The following is a 19789-nucleotide window of genomic DNA, read 5'->3' on the forward strand; positions in this document are numbered from 1 at the left end:
CATTCCGTAATTTGCACGCAAAGGTAACAGTTGCGCACGTTGGCGCGTATAATGCGCGGCGTTCATGTTAACGGTATGCCTTATTTAAGGAGAAAAAGATGACGGCAGTTGCCCCGGTAATCACCATTGATGGGCCGAGTGGCGCAGGGAAAGGTACCCTGTGCAAAGCGATGGCGGAAGCATTGCAATGGCATCTTTTAGATTCGGGCGCAATCTATCGCGTGCTGGCGCTGGCTGCGCTGCATCATCATGTCGATGTCGCCTCTGAAGAAGCGCTGGTACCGCTGGCTGCGCACCTGGATGTCCGTTTTGTGTCTACCGATGGCAACCTGGAAGTGATCCTTGAAGGGGAAGACGTGAGCGGTGAAATCCGTACGCAGGAAGTGGCGAATGCGGCCTCCCAGGTTGCGGCCTTCCCGCGTGTGCGCGAGGCGCTGTTACGTCGCCAGCGTGCGTTCCGCGAAGCCCCAGGGTTGATCGCCGACGGACGCGATATGGGCACCGTGGTATTCCCTGATGCGCCTGTAAAAATTTTCCTTGACGCCTCTTCAGAAGAACGTGCTCAACGCCGCATGCTTCAGTTGCAGGAGAAGGGGTTTAGTGTTAACTTTGATCGCCTTTTATCCGAGATAAAAGAGCGCGATGATCGCGATCGTAACCGCGCTGTCGCGCCACTTGTTCCTGCAGAAGATGCATTAGTTCTGGATTCAACCAGTTTAACTATTGAGCAAGTGATTGAAAAAGCGCTACAATATGCGCGCCAAAAACTGGCACTCGCGTAAACGCGACCGATTTAGCAGTACCCCCGCTGCAATGGATTGACGGCGGGTATGTGAAACAACCCCATCCGGCACGGAGCCAGGTGGACGTTAATATTAACCTGAAGATTAAACATGACTGAATCTTTTGCTCAACTGTTTGAAGAATCCTTAAAAGAAATCGAAACCCGTCCGGGTTCCATCGTTCGTGGTGTTGTTGTTGCTATCGACAAAGACGTAGTACTGGTTGACGCCGGTCTGAAATCTGAGTCCGCCATCCCGGCAGAGCAGTTCAAAAACGCCCAGGGCGAGCTGGAAATCCAGGTTGGTGACGAAGTTGACGTTGCGCTGGACGCAGTAGAAGACGGCTTCGGTGAAACCCTGCTTTCTCGTGAGAAAGCTAAACGTCACGAAGCATGGATCACCCTGGAAAAAGCTTACGAAGAAGCTGAAACTGTGGTCGGTGTTATCAACGGCAAAGTTAAAGGTGGCTTCACTGTTGAGCTGAATGGTATTCGTGCGTTCCTGCCAGGTTCTCTGGTAGACGTTCGTCCAGTCCGTGACACCCTGCACCTGGAAGGCAAAGAGCTTGAGTTCAAAGTCATCAAGCTGGACCAGAAGCGTAACAACGTTGTTGTATCCCGTCGTGCCGTTATCGAATCCGAAAACAGCGCAGAACGCGATCAGCTGCTGGAAAACCTGCAGGAAGGCATGGAAGTCAAAGGTATCGTTAAGAACCTCACTGACTACGGCGCATTCGTTGACCTGGGCGGCGTTGATGGCCTGCTGCACATCACCGACATGGCGTGGAAACGCGTTAAGCACCCAAGCGAAATCGTGAACGTGGGCGACGAAATCACTGTTAAAGTGCTGAAGTTCGACCGCGAGCGTACTCGTGTATCCCTCGGCCTGAAACAGCTGGGCGAAGATCCATGGGTAGCTATCGCTAAGCGTTACCCAGAAGGTACTAAACTGACTGGTCGCGTAACCAACCTGACCGACTACGGCTGCTTCGTTGAAATCGAAGAAGGCGTTGAAGGCCTGGTGCACGTTTCCGAAATGGACTGGACCAACAAAAACATCCACCCATCCAAAGTTGTTAACGTTGGTGATGTAGTGGAAGTGATGGTTCTGGATATCGACGAAGAACGTCGTCGTATCTCCCTGGGCCTGAAACAGTGCAAAAACAACCCATGGCAGCAGTTCGCGGAAACCCACAACAAGGGCGACCGTGTTGAAGGTAAAATCAAGTCTATCACTGACTTCGGTATCTTCATCGGCCTGGACGGCGGCATCGATGGCCTGGTTCACCTGTCTGACATCTCCTGGAACGTTGCAGGCGAAGAAGCAGTTCGTGAATACAAAAAAGGCGACGAAATCGCTGCAGTTGTTCTGCAGGTTGACGCAGAGCGTGAGCGTATCTCTCTGGGCGTTAAACAGCTCGCAGAAGATCCGTTCAACAACTGGGTTGCACTGAACAAGAAAGGCGCAATCGTAAACGGTAAAGTAACTGCAGTTGACGCTAAAGGCGCAACCGTAGAGCTGGCTGACGGCGTTGAAGGTTACCTGCGCGCTTCTGAAGCTTCCCGTGACCGCGTTGAAGATGCCACTCTGGTTCTGAACGTAGGCGACGACGTTGAAGCTAAGTTCACCGGTGTTGACCGTAAGAACCGTGCAATCAGCCTGTCTGTTCGTGCTAAAGACGAAGCTGATGAGAAAGATGCAATCGCAACTGTTAACAAACAGGAAGATGCAAACTTCTCTAACAACGCAATGGCTGAAGCTTTCAAAGCAGCTAAAGGCGAGTAATATCAGGTTCTCAGCATCATTTGAGCTGTAACGCATTTAAAGCGCGAAGGATGAAGAGCAAACTTGACAGATTACAGGATCCGTCCTGTAATCAATAACAAAGGGCGGCTACGGCCGCCCTTGTTTAATGAGCTGTTCAGCTAATTGGTTTGAAAGGAACCGGAGGAATCATGACCAAGTCAGAATTGATTGAAAGACTTGCCAGTCAGCAACCGCATATCCCTGCCAAGGCAGTGGAAGATGCCGTAAAAGAGATGCTGGAGCATATGGCCTCCACTCTTGCCCAGGGCGAGCGCATTGAAATCCGCGGTTTCGGTAGTTTTTCTCTGCACTATCGTGCTCCACGCACCGGGCGTAACCCGAAAACGGGTGATAAAGTCGAGCTGGAAGGTAAGTACGTTCCACACTTTAAACCGGGTAAAGAACTGCGCGATCGCGCCAATATTTACGGCAACTGAGTTTAGCCAGCCGGTTAAACTGGGTTCGAAAGAAAGCACCTGCGGGTGCTTTTTTTGTTCCTGTCGTTTTCTTCTGGAAGGCACCCCGCATTTCCCGCTGCGTTTTCTGCAACCTGTTAAAAACCTTGCTGCGCTTGCTGTAAATCCTTTTCTTCACAACTGACGAGCCGCATCACCCACGAGCATACTGCCCCCTGAAACAGGGAGGTAGCAATGGGAATTCCCGCTTTATGTATCTGCGCCATTCTGGCGATAGCCCCGTTACTCTGGTTACCTGAACTGCCATCACGCTATACCGTCTGGATAATGCTGGCGGGCGGGGTGGTTCTGGGCACATGTCAAAACGTGCGCCTGAAGTATGTGGGGACCGCGCTGTTATTTTGCGCGTGGGGCCTTCTGGCCGCGCAGGAGAGCGTCTGGCCGATGCAGCATTTAACCACGGGAGCCGTGCAGGCCGAGGTAGAGATCACCGCCACTGATGGTGCAACTCAGCATCAGGGAAAGATTCGTACCGTAAACGGCCGGCGCTGGTGGGCGTCCACTGGCGTAACGCTGTATGGCAATTATTTGCCACAGAGAGCATGTGCTGGCCAGCGTTGGGCGATGATGCTCAGGCTAAGACCTGCACACGGCGAGCTGAACGACGGAGGCTATGATCCCCAACGCAGCGCCATTGCCCGACACCAAACGCTGAGCGGGCGCTTCACCCATGCGGAACTTGTTGATGGACACTGCAGCCTGCGAGCGCAATACCTGATGTCGCTGCAAAACCGACTTTCTGATTATCGCTGGGGAGCGGTTATCCTCGGGCTGGGGATGGGAGAGCGTCTGGATGTCCCCCGAGAAATAAAAGACCTGATGCGTGAAACCGGCACACTGCATCTGATGGCGATTTCGGGCCTGCATATCACGCTGGCGGCATCCCTCGTCTGGTTACTCGCGCGTGCGATCCAGTTTATATTCCCCAGCCACCGGGTCCACTGGCAAATGCCACTCCTGGCCGGCTTGTTCTTCGCCGCTTTCTACGCCTGGCTTACCGGTCTGCAACCTCCTGCACTACGAACGGTCATCGCACTTGCCGTGCTGGCGGCGCTGCGAATCGGTTTTCGCCAATGGTCGCCGTGGCAGGTATGGTGTTGCTGTGTCGCGGCGATCCTGATAAGCGATCCCTTAGCCATACTTTCTGAAAGTCTGCTCCTGTCCGCATTTGCCGTCGCGGCGCTGATTTTCTGGTTTCAGTGGCTGCCTCTTCCTCGCTGGCAGTGGGCCCGACGCATACGGCCACTACTTAATCTGATCTATCTGCAGGTCGGCATGCTGGTGTTGCTCATGCCGTTACAGGTGCTGATTTTCCACGGCTTCAGTATCTCCTCTCTGGTCGCCAATCTCTTTGCCGTGCCGATAGTGACGTTTGTCAGCGTACCGCTGATTTTACTCGGTATGTTGCTCCATCTGTTACCGCTGGGGGGAATGGAAAGTGCCATCTGGTTTGCAGCCGATAAGTCCCTTGCCGGGTTGTTCTGGCTACTGATGCGCTTGCCAGACGGCTGGCAGAGTGTGGATCAGCGCTGGCAGTACATGACGCTACTGCCCTGGCTTATTATCATCGGCTGGCGTTTGCGAGCCTGGAAAACCGTTCCAGCCGTGTGTCTGGCTGGGAGTCTGTTACTGGCATTTCCCCTCTTGCGAACGGCTAAAAGTGATGCCTGGACGCTACATATGCTGGATGTGGGGCAGGGGCTGGCCATGGTCATCGAACGGCAGGGAAAAGCGATTCTCTATGATACCGGGCTCGCCTGGCCAGGGGGAGATAGCGCACAGCGGTTAATTATCCCCTGGCTGCGCTGGCACCATCTGCGGCCAGATGGCGTGATTCTCAGCCATGAACATCTTGACCATGCAGGAGGTCTCGCATCGCTGCAAAAAGCATGGCCGGAGATGTGGGTAAGAAGTCCATTACGTCTGGCGGGGCATCGGCCCTGCTTTCGTGGGCAGAGCTGGAGATGGCAGGGATTAACCTTCACCGTTCACTGGCCCCTGGAAAATGACCCGGCTCGGGGAAACAACCGCTCCTGCGTGGTGAAAGTGGACGATGGTGAGCAGAGTATACTGCTGACGGGAGACATTGAAGCGCCAGCAGAACAGGCTATGCTTAGCCATTACTGGCAACATCTGACGTCGACGTTAATCCAGGTTCCCCATCATGGGAGCAATACCTCATCGTCATTGGCGCTGGTACAACGGGTGGAGGGAAACATTGCGCTGGATTCAGCAGCCCGCTATAACGCCTGGCGGTTTCCGTCGGCGAATGTGGTCCGACGTTATCGAAAAGAGGGGTATATCTGGCAAGATACCCCCCATTCCGGGCAAATATCGGTGACATTCTCGCAACATCGCTGGCAAATCCGGCGCTTGCGGGATCAATTTTTACCACGTTGGTATCATCAGTGGTTTGGCGCGCCCGTAGATAACGGGTAGAATATGCGGCTATTTCAACAAATGCTGGTTTTTTGAATGCATAACGACAAAGATCTCTCCACGTGGCAAACCTTCCGCCGACTCTGGCCGATGATTGCACCTTTTAAAGCAGGCTTGATCGTGGCGGGTGTAGCGTTAATCCTCAACGCAGCCAGCGATACTTTTATGTTATCGCTCCTTAAACCGTTACTGGACGACGGTTTTGGTAAAACGGATCGCTCAGTGTTGCTATGGATGCCGCTGGTGGTTATCGGGCTGATGATCTTACGTGGTATCACCAGCTATATCTCCAGCTACTGCATCTCCTGGGTATCCGGGAAAGTGGTTATGACCATGCGCCGTCGTCTGTTCAGCCACATGATGGGCATGCCGGTCTCATTCTTTGACAAGCAGTCTACGGGGACACTGCTGTCCCGTATTACCTACGATTCAGAGCAGGTTGCGTCCTCCTCCTCAAGCGCGTTGATTACCGTCGTGCGTGAAGGGGCGTCGATCATCGGCCTTTTTATCATGATGTTCTATTACAGCTGGCAGCTGTCGCTCATCCTGATCGTTCTGGCTCCGGTTGTCTCCATTGCCATCCGCGTTGTGTCCAAGCGTTTCCGCAATATCAGTAAAAATATGCAGAATACGATGGGGCAGGTAACAACCAGCGCCGAACAGATGCTGAAAGGACACAAAGAGGTGTTAATTTTCGGTGGCCAGGACGTCGAAACCAAACGCTTTGACAAAGTCAGCAACAAAATGCGTCTTCAGGGGATGAAAATGGTCTCGGCCTCTTCCATCTCTGACCCGATCATTCAGCTGATTGCCTCGCTGGCGCTGGCGTTTGTCCTTTATGCGGCAAGCTTCCCAAGCGTGATGGAGACGCTGACGGCGGGTACCATCACCGTGGTCTTCTCCTCGATGATCGCCCTGATGCGTCCCCTGAAATCTCTGACTAACGTGAATGCCCAGTTCCAGCGCGGGATGGCGGCTTGTCAGACATTGTTCAGCATTCTGGATTCCGAGCAGGAAAAAGACGAAGGTACACGCGAGATTGAGCGCGCCCGTGGCGATGTTGAATTCCACAACGTGACCTTCACCTATCCGGGCCGCGATACGCCCGCTCTGCGCAATATCAACCTGACGATTCCGGCGGGTAAAACGGTGGCGCTGGTAGGCCGTTCTGGCTCCGGTAAATCCACCATTGCCAGCCTCATCACCCGTTTCTACGATATCAACGAAGGTGAAATTCTCCTGGACGGTCACGACCTGCGGGAGTACACCCTGCAGTCGCTGCGTAACCAGGTTGCGCTGGTTTCTCAGAACGTGCATCTGTTTAACGATACGGTCGCCAACAACATCGCTTATGCGCGCACTGACGAGTACAGCCGCGAGCAGATCGAGAATGCCGCACGCATGGCCTATGCGATGGACTTTATCAACAAGATGGATAACGGTCTGGATACCATCATTGGTGAAAATGGCGTGCTCCTGTCCGGTGGTCAGCGTCAGCGTATTGCGATTGCGCGCGCGCTGCTGCGTGACAGCCCAATCCTGATTCTGGATGAAGCGACGTCCGCACTGGATACCGAATCTGAACGCGCTATTCAGTCGGCGCTGGACGAACTGCAAAAGAACCGTACCTCACTGGTGATTGCACACCGTCTGTCGACTATCGAGCAGGCGGATGAGATCGTGGTGGTTGAGGATGGCGTCATTGTTGAACGCGGAAGCCACGCAGCTTTGCTGGAACATCGCGGCGTATACGCCCAGCTTCATAAGATGCAGTTCGGCGAATGATTGCACGCATCTGGTCCGGTGAATCCCCGCTGTGGCTGCTGCTTTTGCCGCTCTCCTGGCTTTACGGCCTGGTGAGCGGCATCATTCGTCTGCTTTACCGTCTGGGGATCAAGCGGGCCTGGCGTGCGCCAGTGCCGGTTGTGGTTGTGGGCAATCTTACGGCGGGCGGCAACGGTAAAACGCCGGTGGTGATCTGGCTTGTGGAACAGCTGCAAAAACGCGGTATCCGCCCGGGTGTGGTCTCGCGTGGGTATGGCGGTAAAGCGGCGCAGTACCCACTGCTGCTGGCAGAGAAAACCACCACTGCCGAAGCGGGTGATGAACCGGTATTGATTTTCCAGCGTACTGGCGCGCCGGTGGCAGTCTCCCCGGTTCGCAGCGACGCCGTGCAGGCGCTGCTTGCCGAACACGCGGTACAAATTATCATCACTGACGATGGTCTGCAGCATTACGCGCTGGCGCGTGATAAAGAGATTGTGGTCATCGACGGGGTTCGCCGTTTCGGTAACGGATGGTGGCTGCCAGCCGGCCCTATGCGTGAACGCGCTTCACGTCTGAAGTCCGTTGATGCGGTGATTGTAAACGGTGGTGAGGCAAAAGCGGGTGAAATCCCTATGCACCTGTTGCCGGGACTGGCGATAAACCTGGTGACGGGTGAACGCCGGGCGGTTGCTGAGCTGCCTTCGCTGGTAGCAATGGCAGGGATTGGTCATCCTCCGCGCTTCTTCGCAACGCTTGAGCAGTGTGGTGCCAGGCTTGAAAAACGCATTCCACTGGCTGACCATCAGGCGCTGGTGGCAGAGCAGGTTGATGCGCTCACGGCGTCGGGACAGACGCTCATTATGACCGAAAAAGATGCGGTGAAATGCCGTGCCTTTGCGAAAGAAAACTGGTGGTATCTGCCGGTTGACGCTGAACTCAGCGGCGAGCAGCCGGAACACTTGCTCAAGGAACTGATTGCGTTAGTGCAGTGAGGGCTTACGCGGTTCTGGTGGCGCTTTGACTGACAGGAAAACGCATGTCTTTACCGCAACTCTCGCTTACAGCTGCACGTCATTTACACCTCGCCGCGCAGGGGCTGCTCAAAAAGCCCCGTCGCCGCGCACAGCCTGCCGATATCCTCTCTGCCATCCAGCGCATGTCGCTGCTGCAAATCGACACCATTAATATTGTTGCCCGTAGCCCTTACCTGGTGCTGTTCAGCCGCCTGGGCCACTATCCCTCTCACTGGCTGGATGAGGCGCTCAGCAAAGGGGATCTCATGGAGTATTGGGCGCACGAAGCCTGTTTCCTGCCCCGCAGCGATTTTGCCCTGGTGCGTCACCGCATGCTTGCCCCTGAAAAGATGGGCTGGAAATACCGACAGGCGTGGATGCAGGAGCACGCGGCCGAAATAGAGCAACTGATCGGCCATATTCAGGAAAAGGGGCCAGTGCGTTCCGCTGATTTTGAACATCCGCGAAAAGGCACAAGCGGCTGGTGGGAGTGGAAACCGCACAAACGTCATCTTGAAGGGTTATTCACCTCCGGCCAGGTCATGGTGATTGAACGGCGTAATTTTCAGCGCGTCTATGACCTGACCCAGCGCGTGATGCCTCACTGGGACGACGAGCGTGACCTGCTTACCCAGGAGGCTGCCGAGGCCATCATGCTGGAAAACAGCGCCCGCAGTCTGGGCATTTTCCGGCCGCAATGGCTGGCAGATTATTACCGCCTGCGCCAGCCCGCGCTGAAGCCGCTGCTGGAGATGTGGCAACGCGAACAGCGCGTCATTCCCGTCACGGTAGAAACGCTGGGAGAGATGTGGCTGCATGCGGATCTCCTTCCTTTGCTGCCCCAGGCGCTGGACGGAAAGCTCCAGGCAACCCACAGCGCAGTGTTGTCGCCTTTCGACCCGGTGGTCTGGGACCGAAAACGCGCCGAACAGTTGTTCGATTTCAGCTACCGGCTGGAGTGTTATACCCCGGCACCAAAGCGTCAGTACGGCTATTTTGTTTTACCCCTGCTGCATAAGGGGCGGCTGGTCGGGCGCATGGATGCCAAAATGCACCGCAAAACCGGCACGCTTGAAGTCATTGCGCTCTATCTGGAAGAGGGGGTCAGGGTGACGGCGAGTCTGGAGAAGGGCTTAACGTCCGCCATTAGCGAGTTCGCCCTCTGGCAGGGGGCTCGCGACGTCACGCTGGGACGCGTTCCCGAAGGGTTATTTATATCCTGTCGAAGTGGCTGGGAAACAGACACGCCCTGAAAAAGGAATGTGTTAAGCTTTAGCGATTACCCATACGGAGGAACTATGGATCACCGTTTACTTGAAATTATTGCCTGCCCGGTGTGCAACGGCAAACTCTACTACAGCCAGGACAAACAGGAGCTGATTTGCAAGCTGGACAGTCTGGCTTTCCCGCTGCGTGACGGCATTCCGGTGTTGCTGGAAAACGAAGCCCGTTCCCTGGTGGCAGAAGAGAGCAAACCATGAGTTTTGTTGTCATTATTCCTGCGCGTTATGCCTCAACGCGTCTGCCGGGTAAACCGCTGGTGGATATCAACGGCAAGCCAATGATTGTGCACGTCCTTGAACGCGCCCGTGAATCCGGAGCCGATCGCGTGATTGTTGCCACCGATCATCCGGACGTCGCCCGTGCGGTTGAAGCCGCAGGCGGTGAAGTGTGCATGACCCGCGTCGATCACCAGTCCGGCACCGAGCGTCTCGCCGAAGTCGTTGAGAAATGTGGTTTCAGCGATGATACCGTCATTGTGAACGTGCAGGGCGACGAGCCGATGATCCCGGCCGTTATTATCCGTCAGGTGGCAGAAAACCTGGCGCAGCGTCAGGTGGGTATGGCGACGCTTGCGGTGCCTGTTCACCACGCTGAAGAGGCATTTAACCCGAATGCGGTGAAAGTGGTGATGGATGCCGAAGGCTATGCGCTCTATTTCTCCCGCGCCACCATTCCATGGGATCGCGACCGCTTTGCGCTCTCGAAAGAGACCATCGGGGATTCCTTCCTGCGCCATCTAGGGATTTACGGCTATCGCGCCGGTTTCATTCGCCGCTATGTCACCTGGGCACCCAGCCCGCTGGAGCATATCGAAATGCTGGAGCAGCTTCGTGTGCTCTGGTATGGCGAGAAAATTCACGTTGCTGTTGCCAAAGAAGTACCAGGCACTGGCGTTGATACGCCGGAAGATCTTGAGCGCGTTCGCGCCGAATTACGTTAATACCGCCTGCATCCCTCCTTTCGGAGGGATGTCCTCTCGCCACAATTTTCGCTTTTCTTTTCCCTGATTGATCTCTACCGGGTGACATCTTCATTCTGCGCGCTCATTATAAAAGCAGTAGCATTAATGGGGGTAATCTCATATGGAACAGCTGCGTGCCGAACTTAGCCATCTGCTGGGTGAGAAATTAAGCCGGGTCGAGTGTGTGAGTGAAAAGGCCGATACCGCGCTCTGGTCGTTGTATGACAGTCAGGGAAACCCAATGCCGCTGATGGCGCGAAGTTTCACGTCGCCGGGTGTTGCCAGGCAGCTCGCCTGGAAAATGTCGATGCTGGCGCGGGAGGGGACCGTCCGAATGCCGACCGTGTACGGCGTCATGACGCACGAGGAACACCCTGGCCCCGATATCCTGTTGATAGAGCGTTTACGCGGCGTGCCTGTTGAAGCACCCGCGCGCACGCCGGAACGCTGGGAGCAGCTGAAAGACCAGATTGTCGAGGCGCTGCTGGCCTGGCATCGCCAGGATAGCCGTGGGCTCGTGGGGCCTGTCGACAGCACCCAGGAGAACCTGTGGCCGCTGTGGTATCGCCAGCGGGTGGAAGTGCTGTGGGGAACGCTCAACCAGTTTAATAACACCGGTTTGACCATGCAGGACAAACGTATTCTTTTTCGCACTCGTGAGTGCTTGCCAGCGCTGTTCGACGGTTTTAATGATAACTGCGTGCTGATCCACGGCAATTTTACACTGCGGAGTATGCTGAAAGACTCCCGCAGCGATCAGCTGCTGGCGATGTTGGGGCCTGGAATAATGCTGTGGGCCCCACGTGAATATGAGTTGTTCAGGCTCAGCGACAGCGCGGCGGCAGAAGGGTTACTGTGGCACTACCTTCAGCGTGCGCCCGTTGCCGAAGCGTTTCTCTGGCGGCGCTGGTTGTACCTGCTCTGGGATGAAGTCGCGCAACTGGTCAATACCGGGCGTTTCAATCGCGCAAACTTCGATCTCGCGGCTAAGTCACTCTTGCCCTGGCTCGTCTGAGGAACCTTTCAGCCACTGCCAGAGACGGCCGAGCGTCTCGTAGCCGACGCGATCGCTATGCATCAGCCACATCGGGGAGGGGATCACGCGTTCCCATGGGTTAAGTGGCGCGTTGATTGCCATCTGGTTTGCCGGTGCGGGAAGCGGGTGCAGGCCCTGCTTTTCAAAGAAAATCATCGCCCGTGGCAGGTGTGAGGCGGAGGTGACCAGCAAGAATGGAACATCGCCAATCGCCTGCTTCACCGCAGCGGCTTCTTCTTCGGTATCTTTAGGACTGTCCAGGGTGATGATAGCGGAACGCGGTACGCCGAGGGATTCCGCAACTCTGGCACCCGCTTCAGCCGTACTCACCGGGTTCGTTTTTGCTGCGGCGCCGGTGAAGATCATTTTTGATCCCGGGTTCGCCTGCCACAGGCGAATCCCTTCGTTTAGCCGTGGCAGGCTGTTGTTGATCAGATTCGAGCTGGGGGCCCAGTCAGGATCCCAGGTATATCCACCGCCCAGCACCACGATGTATTCCACTTTCTGATTTCCCTGCCATGTCGGGTACTTATCTTCAATGGGGCGTAACAGGCCATCCGCGACCGGTTGCAGGCTCAGCAGCAGTAAGACAAGCCAGCCGAACGTGATGAGCGTTTTGCCACTTTTCTGAAAGCGGCTGAACCACACCAGCGCCAGCCCTAGCGCGATGATGATGAGCAGCAGCGGAAGGGGAAGCATCATCCCTCCAATGTATTTCTTAAGGGTAAAAAGCATCCTTTTTGGTTCCTTTTTTGACCATACAGCAGGTGATTACCGGTGATATTACACCAGAGAGGTTCATTCTCCGCGCGGGTGTGACAAAATAGCGGTTTTGCAGTTAGCGAGTGGAACTCTCCCAATGCGGGATCGCAATTTTGATGACATCGCGGAAAAGTTTTCGCGCAACATTTATGGCACCACAAAGGGGCAGCTCCGTCAGACGATCCTCTGGCAGGATCTGGACACCATTCTGGCCACTTTTGGCGACCAGACGTTGCGCGTGCTGGACGCCGGTGGCGGCGAAGGACAGACGGCGATAAAAATGGCCGAGCGCGGTCATCACGTCACGCTTTGCGATCTTTCGGCTGAAATGGTCGCCCGTGCGACGCGTGCTGCAGATGAGAAAGGTGTGAGCGACAACATGCATTTTATACAATGCGCCGCTCAGGACATCGCACAGCATTTGGAAACCCAGGTTGATCTGATATTGTTTCATGCGGTGCTGGAGTGGGTGGCCGATCCGCAAAGCGTGTTACAAACCCTGTGGTCGATGTTGCGCCCGGGCGGCACGCTGTCGCTGATGTTCTACAATGCTAACGGCTTCCTGATGCACAACATGGTTGCAGGTAACTTTGACTATGTGCAGGTCGGGATGCCTAAAAAGAAAAAGCGCACGCTTTCCCCGGACTATCCGCGCGATCCGCAGCAGGTTTACGGCTGGCTGGAAGAGATTGGCTGGCAGATTGTCGGGAAAACGGGCGTCAGGGTGTTTCATGATTATCTGCGTGAAAAACACAAACAGCGTGACTGTTTTGACACCTTAACAGAATTAGAAACGCGGTATTGCCGTCAGGAGCCATTTGTCAGCCTTGGCCGCTATATTCACGTCACCGCGCACAAGCCGCAGATGCAAGGATAACCTATGAGTGAATTTTCCCAGACAGTCCCCGAACTGGTTGCCTGGGCCAGGAAAAACGATTTCTCCATCTCGCTGCCGGTAGACAGACTCTCTTTCCTGCTGGCGGTTGCCACGCTGAACGGCGAACGGCTGGATGGCGAAATGAGCGAGGGTGAACTGGTGGATGCGTTCCGCCATGTCAGTGATGCGTTTGAGCAAACCAGCGAAACCATTAGCGTGCGTGCCAACAACGCAATCAACGATATGGTGCGTCAACGTCTGCTGAACCGCTTTACCAGCGAGCAGGCGGAAGGAAACGCCATCTATCGCCTGACGCCGTTGGGTATTGGCATCACCGATTACTACATTCGCCAGCGCGAATTTTCCACGCTGCGTCTTTCCATGCAGCTCTCGATCGTGGCGGGTGAGCTTAAGCGTGCCGCCGATGCTGCAGATGAAAACGGTGATGAATTCCACTGGCACCGCAACGTTTACGCGCCGCTGAAATATTCGGTGGCCGAGATTTTCGACAGCATCGATCTTACCCAGCGTTTGATGGACGAACAGCAGCAGCAGGTCAAAGACGACATCGCGCAGCTGCTGAATAAAGACTGGCGTGCGGCCATCTCCAGCTGCGAACTTTTACTGTCAGAAACCTCCGGTACACTGCGTGAACTGCAGGATACGCTGGAGGCGGCAGGGGATAAGCTGCAAGCCAACCTGCTGCGCATCCAGGACGCGACGCTGGCGCATGACGATCTGCATTTTATCGACCGTCTGGTGTTCGATCTGCAGAGCAAGCTCGACCGCATCATTAGCTGGGGACAGCAGTCGATCGACCTGTGGATCGGCTACGACCGACACGTGCATAAGTTTATCCGCACCGCGATTGATATGGATAAAAACCGCGTCTTTGCTCAGCGTCTGCGCCAGTCGGTTCAGACCTACTTCGATGCGCCATGGGCGCTGACTTACGCCAATGCCGATCGTCTGCTGGATATGCGCGACGAAGAGATGGCCCTGCGCGATGAAGAGGTGACCGGTGAACTGCCGCCGGATCTGGAGTTTGAAGAATTCAACGAAATTCGTGAGCAACTTGCGGCGATGATCGAAGAACAGCTCGCTGTCTACAAAACCAGACAAGCTCCGCTGGATCTTGGACTCGTGGTGCGCGACTATCTGGCGCAATATCCGCGCGCGCGCCACTTCGACGTTGCCCGCATTGTGGTAGACCAGGCGGTGCGCCTGGGTATCGCACAAGCAGATTTCACCGGACTGCCGCCGAAGTGGCAGCCAATTAACGATTACGGAGCCAAGGTACAGGCGCATGTCATTGACAAATATTGAACAAGTGATGCCGGTTAAGCTGGCACAGGCGCTGGCGAATCCGTTATTTCCGGCGCTGGACAGCCAGCTGCGTGCCGGTCGTCACATTGGCTTAGACGAGCTGGATAATCACGCCTTTTTGATGGACTTCCAGGAGTACCTGGAAGAGTTTTACGCCCGCTACAACGTGGAGCTGATTCGCGCGCCGGAAGGTTTTTTCTACCTGCGCCCGCGCTCCACGACGCTGATCCCGCGCTCCGTGCTCTCCGAGCTGGATATGATGGTCGGCAAAATTCTTTGCTATCTCTATCTCAGCCCGGAACGTCTGGCGAATGAAGGCATCTTCACCCAGCAGGAACTCTACGATGAGCTACTGACGCTGGCGGATGAGAGCAAGCTGCTCAAGCTGGTGAACAACCGTTCGACCGGATCGGATCTTGACCGTCAGAAATTACAGGAAAAGGTGCGCTCTTCCCTGAACCGTCTGCGTCGTCTGGGGATGGTCTGGTTTATGGGCCACGACAGCAGCAAATTCCGCATTACGGAATCAGTCTTCCGCTTCGGCGCCGATGTGCGTGCGGGGGATGACGCGCGTGAAGCGCAGCTTCGCATGATCCGTGACGGTGAAGCGATGCCGGTGGAAAACCATTTGCAGCTCAATGACGAGCATGAAGAGAATCTGCCGGATAGCGGGGAGGAAGAGTAATGATTGAACGCGGTAAATTTCGCTCACTAACGCTGATTAACTGGAACGGCTTCTTTGCCCGAACCTTCGATCTGGACGAGCTGGTCACGACGCTCTCCGGCGGTAACGGGGCGGGGAAATCCACCACCATGGCGGCGTTTGTGACGGCGCTGATCCCCGACCTGACGCTGCTTCACTTCCGTAACACCACTGAAGCAGGCGCGACAAGCGGCTCCCGCGATAAAGGTCTGCACGGTAAGCTGAAAGCGGGCGTCTGTTATTCCGTTCTGGACGTCATTAACTCTCGTCACCAGCGCGTGGTGGTGGGGGTTCGTTTGCAGCAGGTTGCCGGTCGCGACCGTAAAGTGGATATCAAACCGTTTGCTATCCAGGGGCTGCCAACCTCCGTGCAGCCGACCGCGCTGCTGACGGAAACCCTGAATGAACGCCAGGCGCGCGTGCTGACGTTACAGGAACTGAAAGACAAGCTCGAAGCCATTGAGGGCGTGCAGTTCAAGCAGTTCAACTCCATCACCGACTACCACTCCCTGATGTTCGATCTGGGCGTAGTGGCGCGTCGTCTGCGTACCGCTTCAGACCGTAGCAAATACTACCGTCTGATCGAAGCGTCCCTGTATGGCGGTATCTCCAGCGCCATTACCCGCTCCCTGCGCGACTACCTGTTGCCGGAAAACAGCGGCGTGCGTAAGGCGTTCCAGGATATGGAAGCGGCGCTGCGTGAAAACCGCATGACGCTGGAAGCGATTCGCGTGACCCAGTCAGACCGTGACCTGTTTAAACACCTGATCAGCGAAGCCACCAACTACGTGGCGGCGGACTACATGCGTCACGCCAATGAGCGCCGCGTCCATCTCGATCAGGCATTAGAATACCGCCGCGAACTGTTTACCTCCCGTAAACAGCTGGTGGCAGAGCAGTATAAGCACGTCGAAATGGCGCGCGAGCTGGGCGAGCACAACGGTGCTGAAGGCGATCTGGAAGCCGACTACCAGGCCGCCAGCGATCACCTGAACCTGGTGCAGACCGCGCTGCGCCAGCAGGAGAAAATCGAGCGCTACGAAGCGGATCTCGATGAGCTGCAAATTCGTCTCGAAGAGCAAAATGAAGTGGTGGCCGAAGCCGCCGAGATGCAGGAAGAGAACGAAGCCCGCGCCGAAGCCGCCGAGCTGGAAGTGGATGAGCTGAAAAGCCAGCTTGCTGATTACCAGCAGGCATTGGACGTGCAGCAGACGCGTGCGATTCAGTACACCCAGGCACTGCAGGCGTTACAGCGCGCGAAAGAGCTGTGCCATCTGCCTGACCTGACGCCGGAAAGCGCCGACGAGTGGCTGGATACCTTCCAGGCTAAAGAGCAGGAAGCCACCGAGAAACTGCTCTCTCTTGAACAGAAAATGAGCGTCGCGCAAACGGCGCACAGCCAGTTTGAACAAGCGTATCAGCTGGTGGTCGCCATTAACGGCCCGCTGGCGCGTAACGAAGCCTGGAACGTTGCCCGTGAACTGCTGCGCGACGGCGTCAACCAGCGCCATCTGGCCGAGCAGGTGCAGCCGCTGCGTATGCGCCTGAACGAACTGGAACAGCGCCTGCGTGAGCAGCAGGAAGCCGAGCGTTTGCTGGCTGAGTTCTGTAAGCGTCAGGGTAAACATTACGATTTCGACGAGCTTGAGGCGCTGCATCAGGAGCTGGAAGCGCGTATCGCTGCGCTTTCTGATACGGTCTCCAGCGCCAGTGAGCAGCGCATGACCCTGCGCCAGGAGCTGGAACAGCTTCAGTCCCGTTCTAAAAGGCTCCTGGAACGCGCGCCGGTCTGGCTGGCGGCGCAAAGCAGCCTTAACCAGCTCAGCGAACAGTGCGGCGAACAGTTCGAATCCAGCCAGCAGGTGACCGAATACCTGCAACAGCTGCTGGAGCGTGAGCGCGAAGCCATTGTTGAGCGTGATGAAGTCGGCGCACGTAAGCGTGACGTCGATGAAGAAATTGAGCGCTTAAGCCAGCCGGGCGGGTCAGAAGATCCGCGCCTCAATGCCTTAGCCGAGCGTTTTGGTGGCGTACTGCTGTCTGAGATTTACGACGATGTCGGCCTGGACGATGCGCCATACTTCTCCGCATTGTACGGCCCATCCCGTAACGCGATTGTGGTGCCGGATCTGTCGCTGATTTCTGACCAGCTCGCCGGGCTGGAAGATTGCCCGGAAGATCTCTATCTGATCGAAGGGGATCCGCAGTCGTTCGATGACAGCGTGTTTAGCGTTGACGAGCTGGAAAAAGCGGTGGTGGTGAAAATCGCTGACCGCCAGTGGCGTTACTCCCGCTTCCCGGAACTGCCGCTGTTTGGCCGTGCCGCTCGTGAAAGCCGTATTGAGAGCCTCCATGCCGAGCGTGAAACGCTGTCGGAACGTTTTGCGACCCTGTCGTTTGATGTACAGAAAACCCAGCGTCTGCATCAGGCATTCAGCCGCTTTATCGGTAGCCATCTGGGCGTGGCGTTTGAAGCCGACCCGGAAGCGGAAATCCGCAAACTCAATACCCGCCGCGGCGAGCTGGAACGCGCCATTGCCAGTCATGAAAGTGACAACCAGCAGAGTCGTGTCCAGTTTGAACAGGCGAAAGAGGGCGTCGCGGCCCTTAACCGCATCCTGCCGCGCCTCAACCTGCTGGCAGATGACACGCTGGCCGATCGCGTGGATGAGATCCAGGAACGTCTGGATGAAGCCCAGGAAGCCGCGCGTTTCGTGCAGCAGCACGGCAATCAACTGGCGAAGCTGGAGCCCGTGGTGTCTGTCCTGCAGAGCGACCCGGAACAGTTCGAGCAGTTAAAAGAAGATTATGCCTGGTCGCAGCAGGTGCAGCGCGAAGCGCGTCAGCAGGCGTTTGCCCTGACGGAAGTCGTGCAGCGTCGCGCACACTTCGGCTATTCCGATTCGGCTGAAATGCTGAGCGGTAACAGCGACCTGAATGAAAAGCTGCGTCAACGTCTTGAGCAGGCAGAAGCGGAACGTACCCGCGCACGCGAAGCGATGCGCAGCCACTCCGCTCAGCTTAATCAGTACAACCAGGTGCTGGCCTCGCTGAAAAGCTCCTTCGACACCAAGAAAGAGCTGTTAAACGACCTGCAGAAAGAGTTGCAGGACATTGGCGTGCGTGCCGACAGCGGGGCGGAAGAGCGCGCCCGTCTTCGTCGCGATGAACTGCATAGCCAGCTCAGCAATAACCGTGCGCGTCGTAATCAGCTGGAAAAAGCGCTGACCTTCTGCGAAGCCGAAATGGATAACCTGACCCGTCGCCTGCGCAAGCTGGAACGCGACTATCACGAGATGCGCGAGCAGGTGGTGACGGCGAAAGCGGGCTGGTGTGCGGTCATGCGGATGGTGAAAGACAACAACGTGGAGCGTCGCCTGCACCGTCGCGAACTGGCGTACCTCTCAGCCGATGAGCTGCGTTCAATGTCGGATAAGGCGTTGGGTGCGCTGCGCCTGGCGGTGGCGGATAACGAGCACCTGCGCGATGTGCTGCGCATGTCAGAAGATCCGAAACGTCCGGAGCGTAAAATTCAGTTCTTCGTGGCGGTTTATCAGCATCTGCGCGAGCGTATTCGTCAGGATATCATCCGTACCGACGATCCGGTCGAAGCCATCGAACAGATGGAAATTGAGCTGGGGCGTCTGACGGAAGAGCTGACTTCCCGCGAGCAGAAGCTGGCTATCAGCTCCCGCAGCGTGGCGAATATTATTCGCAAGACCATTCAGCGTGAGCAGAACCGTATCCGCCAGCTGAACCAGGGTCTGCAGAGCGTGTCGTTTGGTCAGGTGAACAGCGTGCGTCTCAACGTCAACGTGCGTGAAGCCCACGCGACGCTGCTGGACGTGCTCTCTGAGCAGCACGAGCAGCATCAGGATCTGTTCAACAGCAACCGTCTGACCTTCTCTGAAGCGCTGGCGAAGCTGTACCAGCGTCTGAACCCGCAGATTGATATGGGTCAGCGCACGCCGCAAACCATCGGTGAAGAACTGCTGGATTACCGTAACTACCTGGAAATGGAAGTTGAGGTTAACCGTGGTTCAGACGGCTGGCTGCGTGCGGAATCCGGGGCGCTCTCTACCGGTGAAGCGATCGGTACCGGGATGTCCATTCTGGTGATGGTTGTACAGAGCTGGGAAGATGAAGCGCGCCGTCTGCGCGGTAAAGACATCTCTCCATGCCGCCTGCTGTTCCTGGATGAAGCGGCGCGTCTTGATGCCCGTTCTATTGCCACGCTGTTTGAGCTTTGCGAGCGTCTTGATATGCAGCTCATTATTGCGGCACCGGAAAACATCAGCCCTGAAAAAGGGACCACCTATAAACTGGTGCGTAAAGTGTTCCAGAACAGCGAACACGTTCATGTTGTCGGGTTGCGTGGTTTTGCGCCGCAGCCTCCGGAGTCATTGCCGGAAACCACGGCAGACGCTTCCTGAGGCGTTTTGTTACAAAGAGCGGCGCAAAAGCGCCGCTTTTTTTATTCACTTAACTTGTGCTTAGGGCTGCGTTATCTTTAAACTTCTTTACATAAGGTAAGGCAACAGGTTTGCCGTCTACCTA

General features: G+C 56.0%; 15 protein-coding genes. 14 read left to right on the plus strand and 1 reads right to left on the minus strand.

Going from position 1 to position 19789, the window contains the following annotated elements:
• The first annotated feature begins 98 nt into the window (after positions 1 to 98).
• The 10 genes from cmk (at position 99) to G0034_RS07505 (ending at position 11543) form a co-directional block, all read left to right on the plus strand.
• A complete protein-coding gene (gene cmk / locus G0034_RS07460) occupies positions 99 to 782 on the plus strand; it encodes a (d)CMP kinase (RefSeq protein ID WP_013097305.1) in 684 nt (227 codons plus the stop codon).
• A gap of 111 nt (positions 783 to 893) precedes the next feature.
• Entirely contained in the window at positions 894 to 2567 is a 1674-nt protein-coding gene (gene rpsA, locus G0034_RS07465; RefSeq protein WP_008499966.1) for a 30S ribosomal protein S1, read from the plus strand.
• 170 nt (positions 2568 to 2737) lie between these two features.
• The gene (gene ihfB / locus G0034_RS07470; RefSeq protein WP_008499965.1) at positions 2738 to 3025 is read left to right on the plus strand and encodes an integration host factor subunit beta; all 288 of its coding nucleotides are present in this window, start codon (positions 2738 to 2740) and stop codon (positions 3023 to 3025) included.
• A gap of 213 nt (positions 3026 to 3238) precedes the next feature.
• Positions 3239 to 5503, plus strand: a complete 2265-nt coding sequence (locus G0034_RS07475; RefSeq protein WP_087529470.1) for a ComEC family protein — start codon at positions 3239 to 3241, stop codon at positions 5501 to 5503.
• A gap of 36 nt (positions 5504 to 5539) precedes the next feature.
• Positions 5540 to 7288 (plus strand): lipid A ABC transporter ATP-binding protein/permease MsbA, encoded by a 1749-nt coding sequence (msbA, locus tag G0034_RS07480; RefSeq protein WP_014883220.1) that lies wholly within the window; start codon positions 5540 to 5542, stop codon positions 7286 to 7288.
• Positions 7285 to 8262 carry a tetraacyldisaccharide 4'-kinase gene (gene lpxK, locus G0034_RS07485; RefSeq protein WP_023332548.1) on the plus strand — a complete coding sequence of 326 codons (978 nt, stop codon included), beginning with the start codon at positions 7285 to 7287 and terminating at the stop codon, positions 8260 to 8262. The genes msbA and lpxK overlap by 4 nt, the downstream gene beginning before the upstream one ends.
• Positions 8263 to 8306: 44 nt before the next feature.
• Entirely contained in the window at positions 8307 to 9536 is a 1230-nt protein-coding gene (locus G0034_RS07490; RefSeq protein ID WP_176260480.1) for a winged helix-turn-helix domain-containing protein, read from the plus strand.
• Between the two features lie 45 nt (positions 9537 to 9581).
• Positions 9582 to 9764: a protein YcaR gene (gene ycaR / locus G0034_RS07495; RefSeq protein ID WP_006174474.1), complete on the plus strand. Its 183-nt coding sequence runs from the start codon at positions 9582 to 9584 to the stop codon at positions 9762 to 9764.
• On the plus strand, positions 9761 to 10507 hold the full coding sequence (kdsB, locus tag G0034_RS07500) for a 3-deoxy-manno-octulosonate cytidylyltransferase (RefSeq protein ID WP_014883223.1): 747 nt from the start codon (positions 9761 to 9763) through the stop codon (positions 10505 to 10507). The genes ycaR and kdsB overlap by 4 nt, the downstream gene beginning before the upstream one ends.
• Positions 10508 to 10649: 142 nt before the next feature.
• Positions 10650 to 11543, plus strand: a complete 894-nt coding sequence (locus G0034_RS07505) for a YcbJ family phosphotransferase (RefSeq protein ID WP_179120682.1) — start codon at positions 10650 to 10652, stop codon at positions 11541 to 11543.
• Here G0034_RS07505 and elyC read toward each other — a convergent pair.
• Complete coding sequence (gene elyC, locus G0034_RS07510; protein WP_047343761.1) at positions 11520 to 12299, minus strand: envelope biogenesis factor ElyC; 780 nt, start codon at positions 12297 to 12299, stop codon at positions 11520 to 11522. The two genes, G0034_RS07505 and elyC, sit on opposite strands and share 24 nt — an antisense overlap.
• Positions 12300 to 12423: 124 nt before the next feature.
• Here elyC and cmoM point away from each other — a divergent pair, with 124 nt between their 5' ends.
• The 4 genes from cmoM to mukB are packed head-to-tail and all read left to right on the plus strand — an operon-like array spanning position 12424 to position 19665.
• Positions 12424 to 13203 carry a tRNA uridine 5-oxyacetic acid(34) methyltransferase CmoM gene (gene cmoM / locus G0034_RS07515; protein WP_014883226.1) on the plus strand — a complete coding sequence of 260 codons (780 nt, stop codon included), beginning with the start codon at positions 12424 to 12426 and terminating at the stop codon, positions 13201 to 13203.
• A 3-nt stretch (positions 13204 to 13206) separates the two neighbouring features.
• Positions 13207 to 14529: a chromosome partition protein MukF gene (gene mukF / locus G0034_RS07520; protein WP_014883227.1), complete on the plus strand. Its 1323-nt coding sequence runs from the start codon at positions 13207 to 13209 to the stop codon at positions 14527 to 14529.
• Complete coding sequence (gene mukE, locus G0034_RS07525; protein WP_008499954.1) at positions 14510 to 15214, plus strand: chromosome partition protein MukE; 705 nt, start codon at positions 14510 to 14512, stop codon at positions 15212 to 15214. The genes mukF and mukE overlap by 20 nt, the downstream gene beginning before the upstream one ends.
• Complete coding sequence (gene mukB, locus G0034_RS07530; protein ID WP_023332552.1) at positions 15214 to 19665, plus strand: chromosome partition protein MukB; 4452 nt, start codon at positions 15214 to 15216, stop codon at positions 19663 to 19665. The genes mukE and mukB overlap by 1 nt, the downstream gene beginning before the upstream one ends.
• The last annotated feature ends 124 nt before the right edge of the window (positions 19666 to 19789 follow it).

This window comes from Enterobacter sp. T2 (assembly GCF_010692925.1).
GTDB classification, from domain to species: Bacteria; Pseudomonadota; Gammaproteobacteria; order Enterobacterales; family Enterobacteriaceae; genus Enterobacter; species Enterobacter kobei.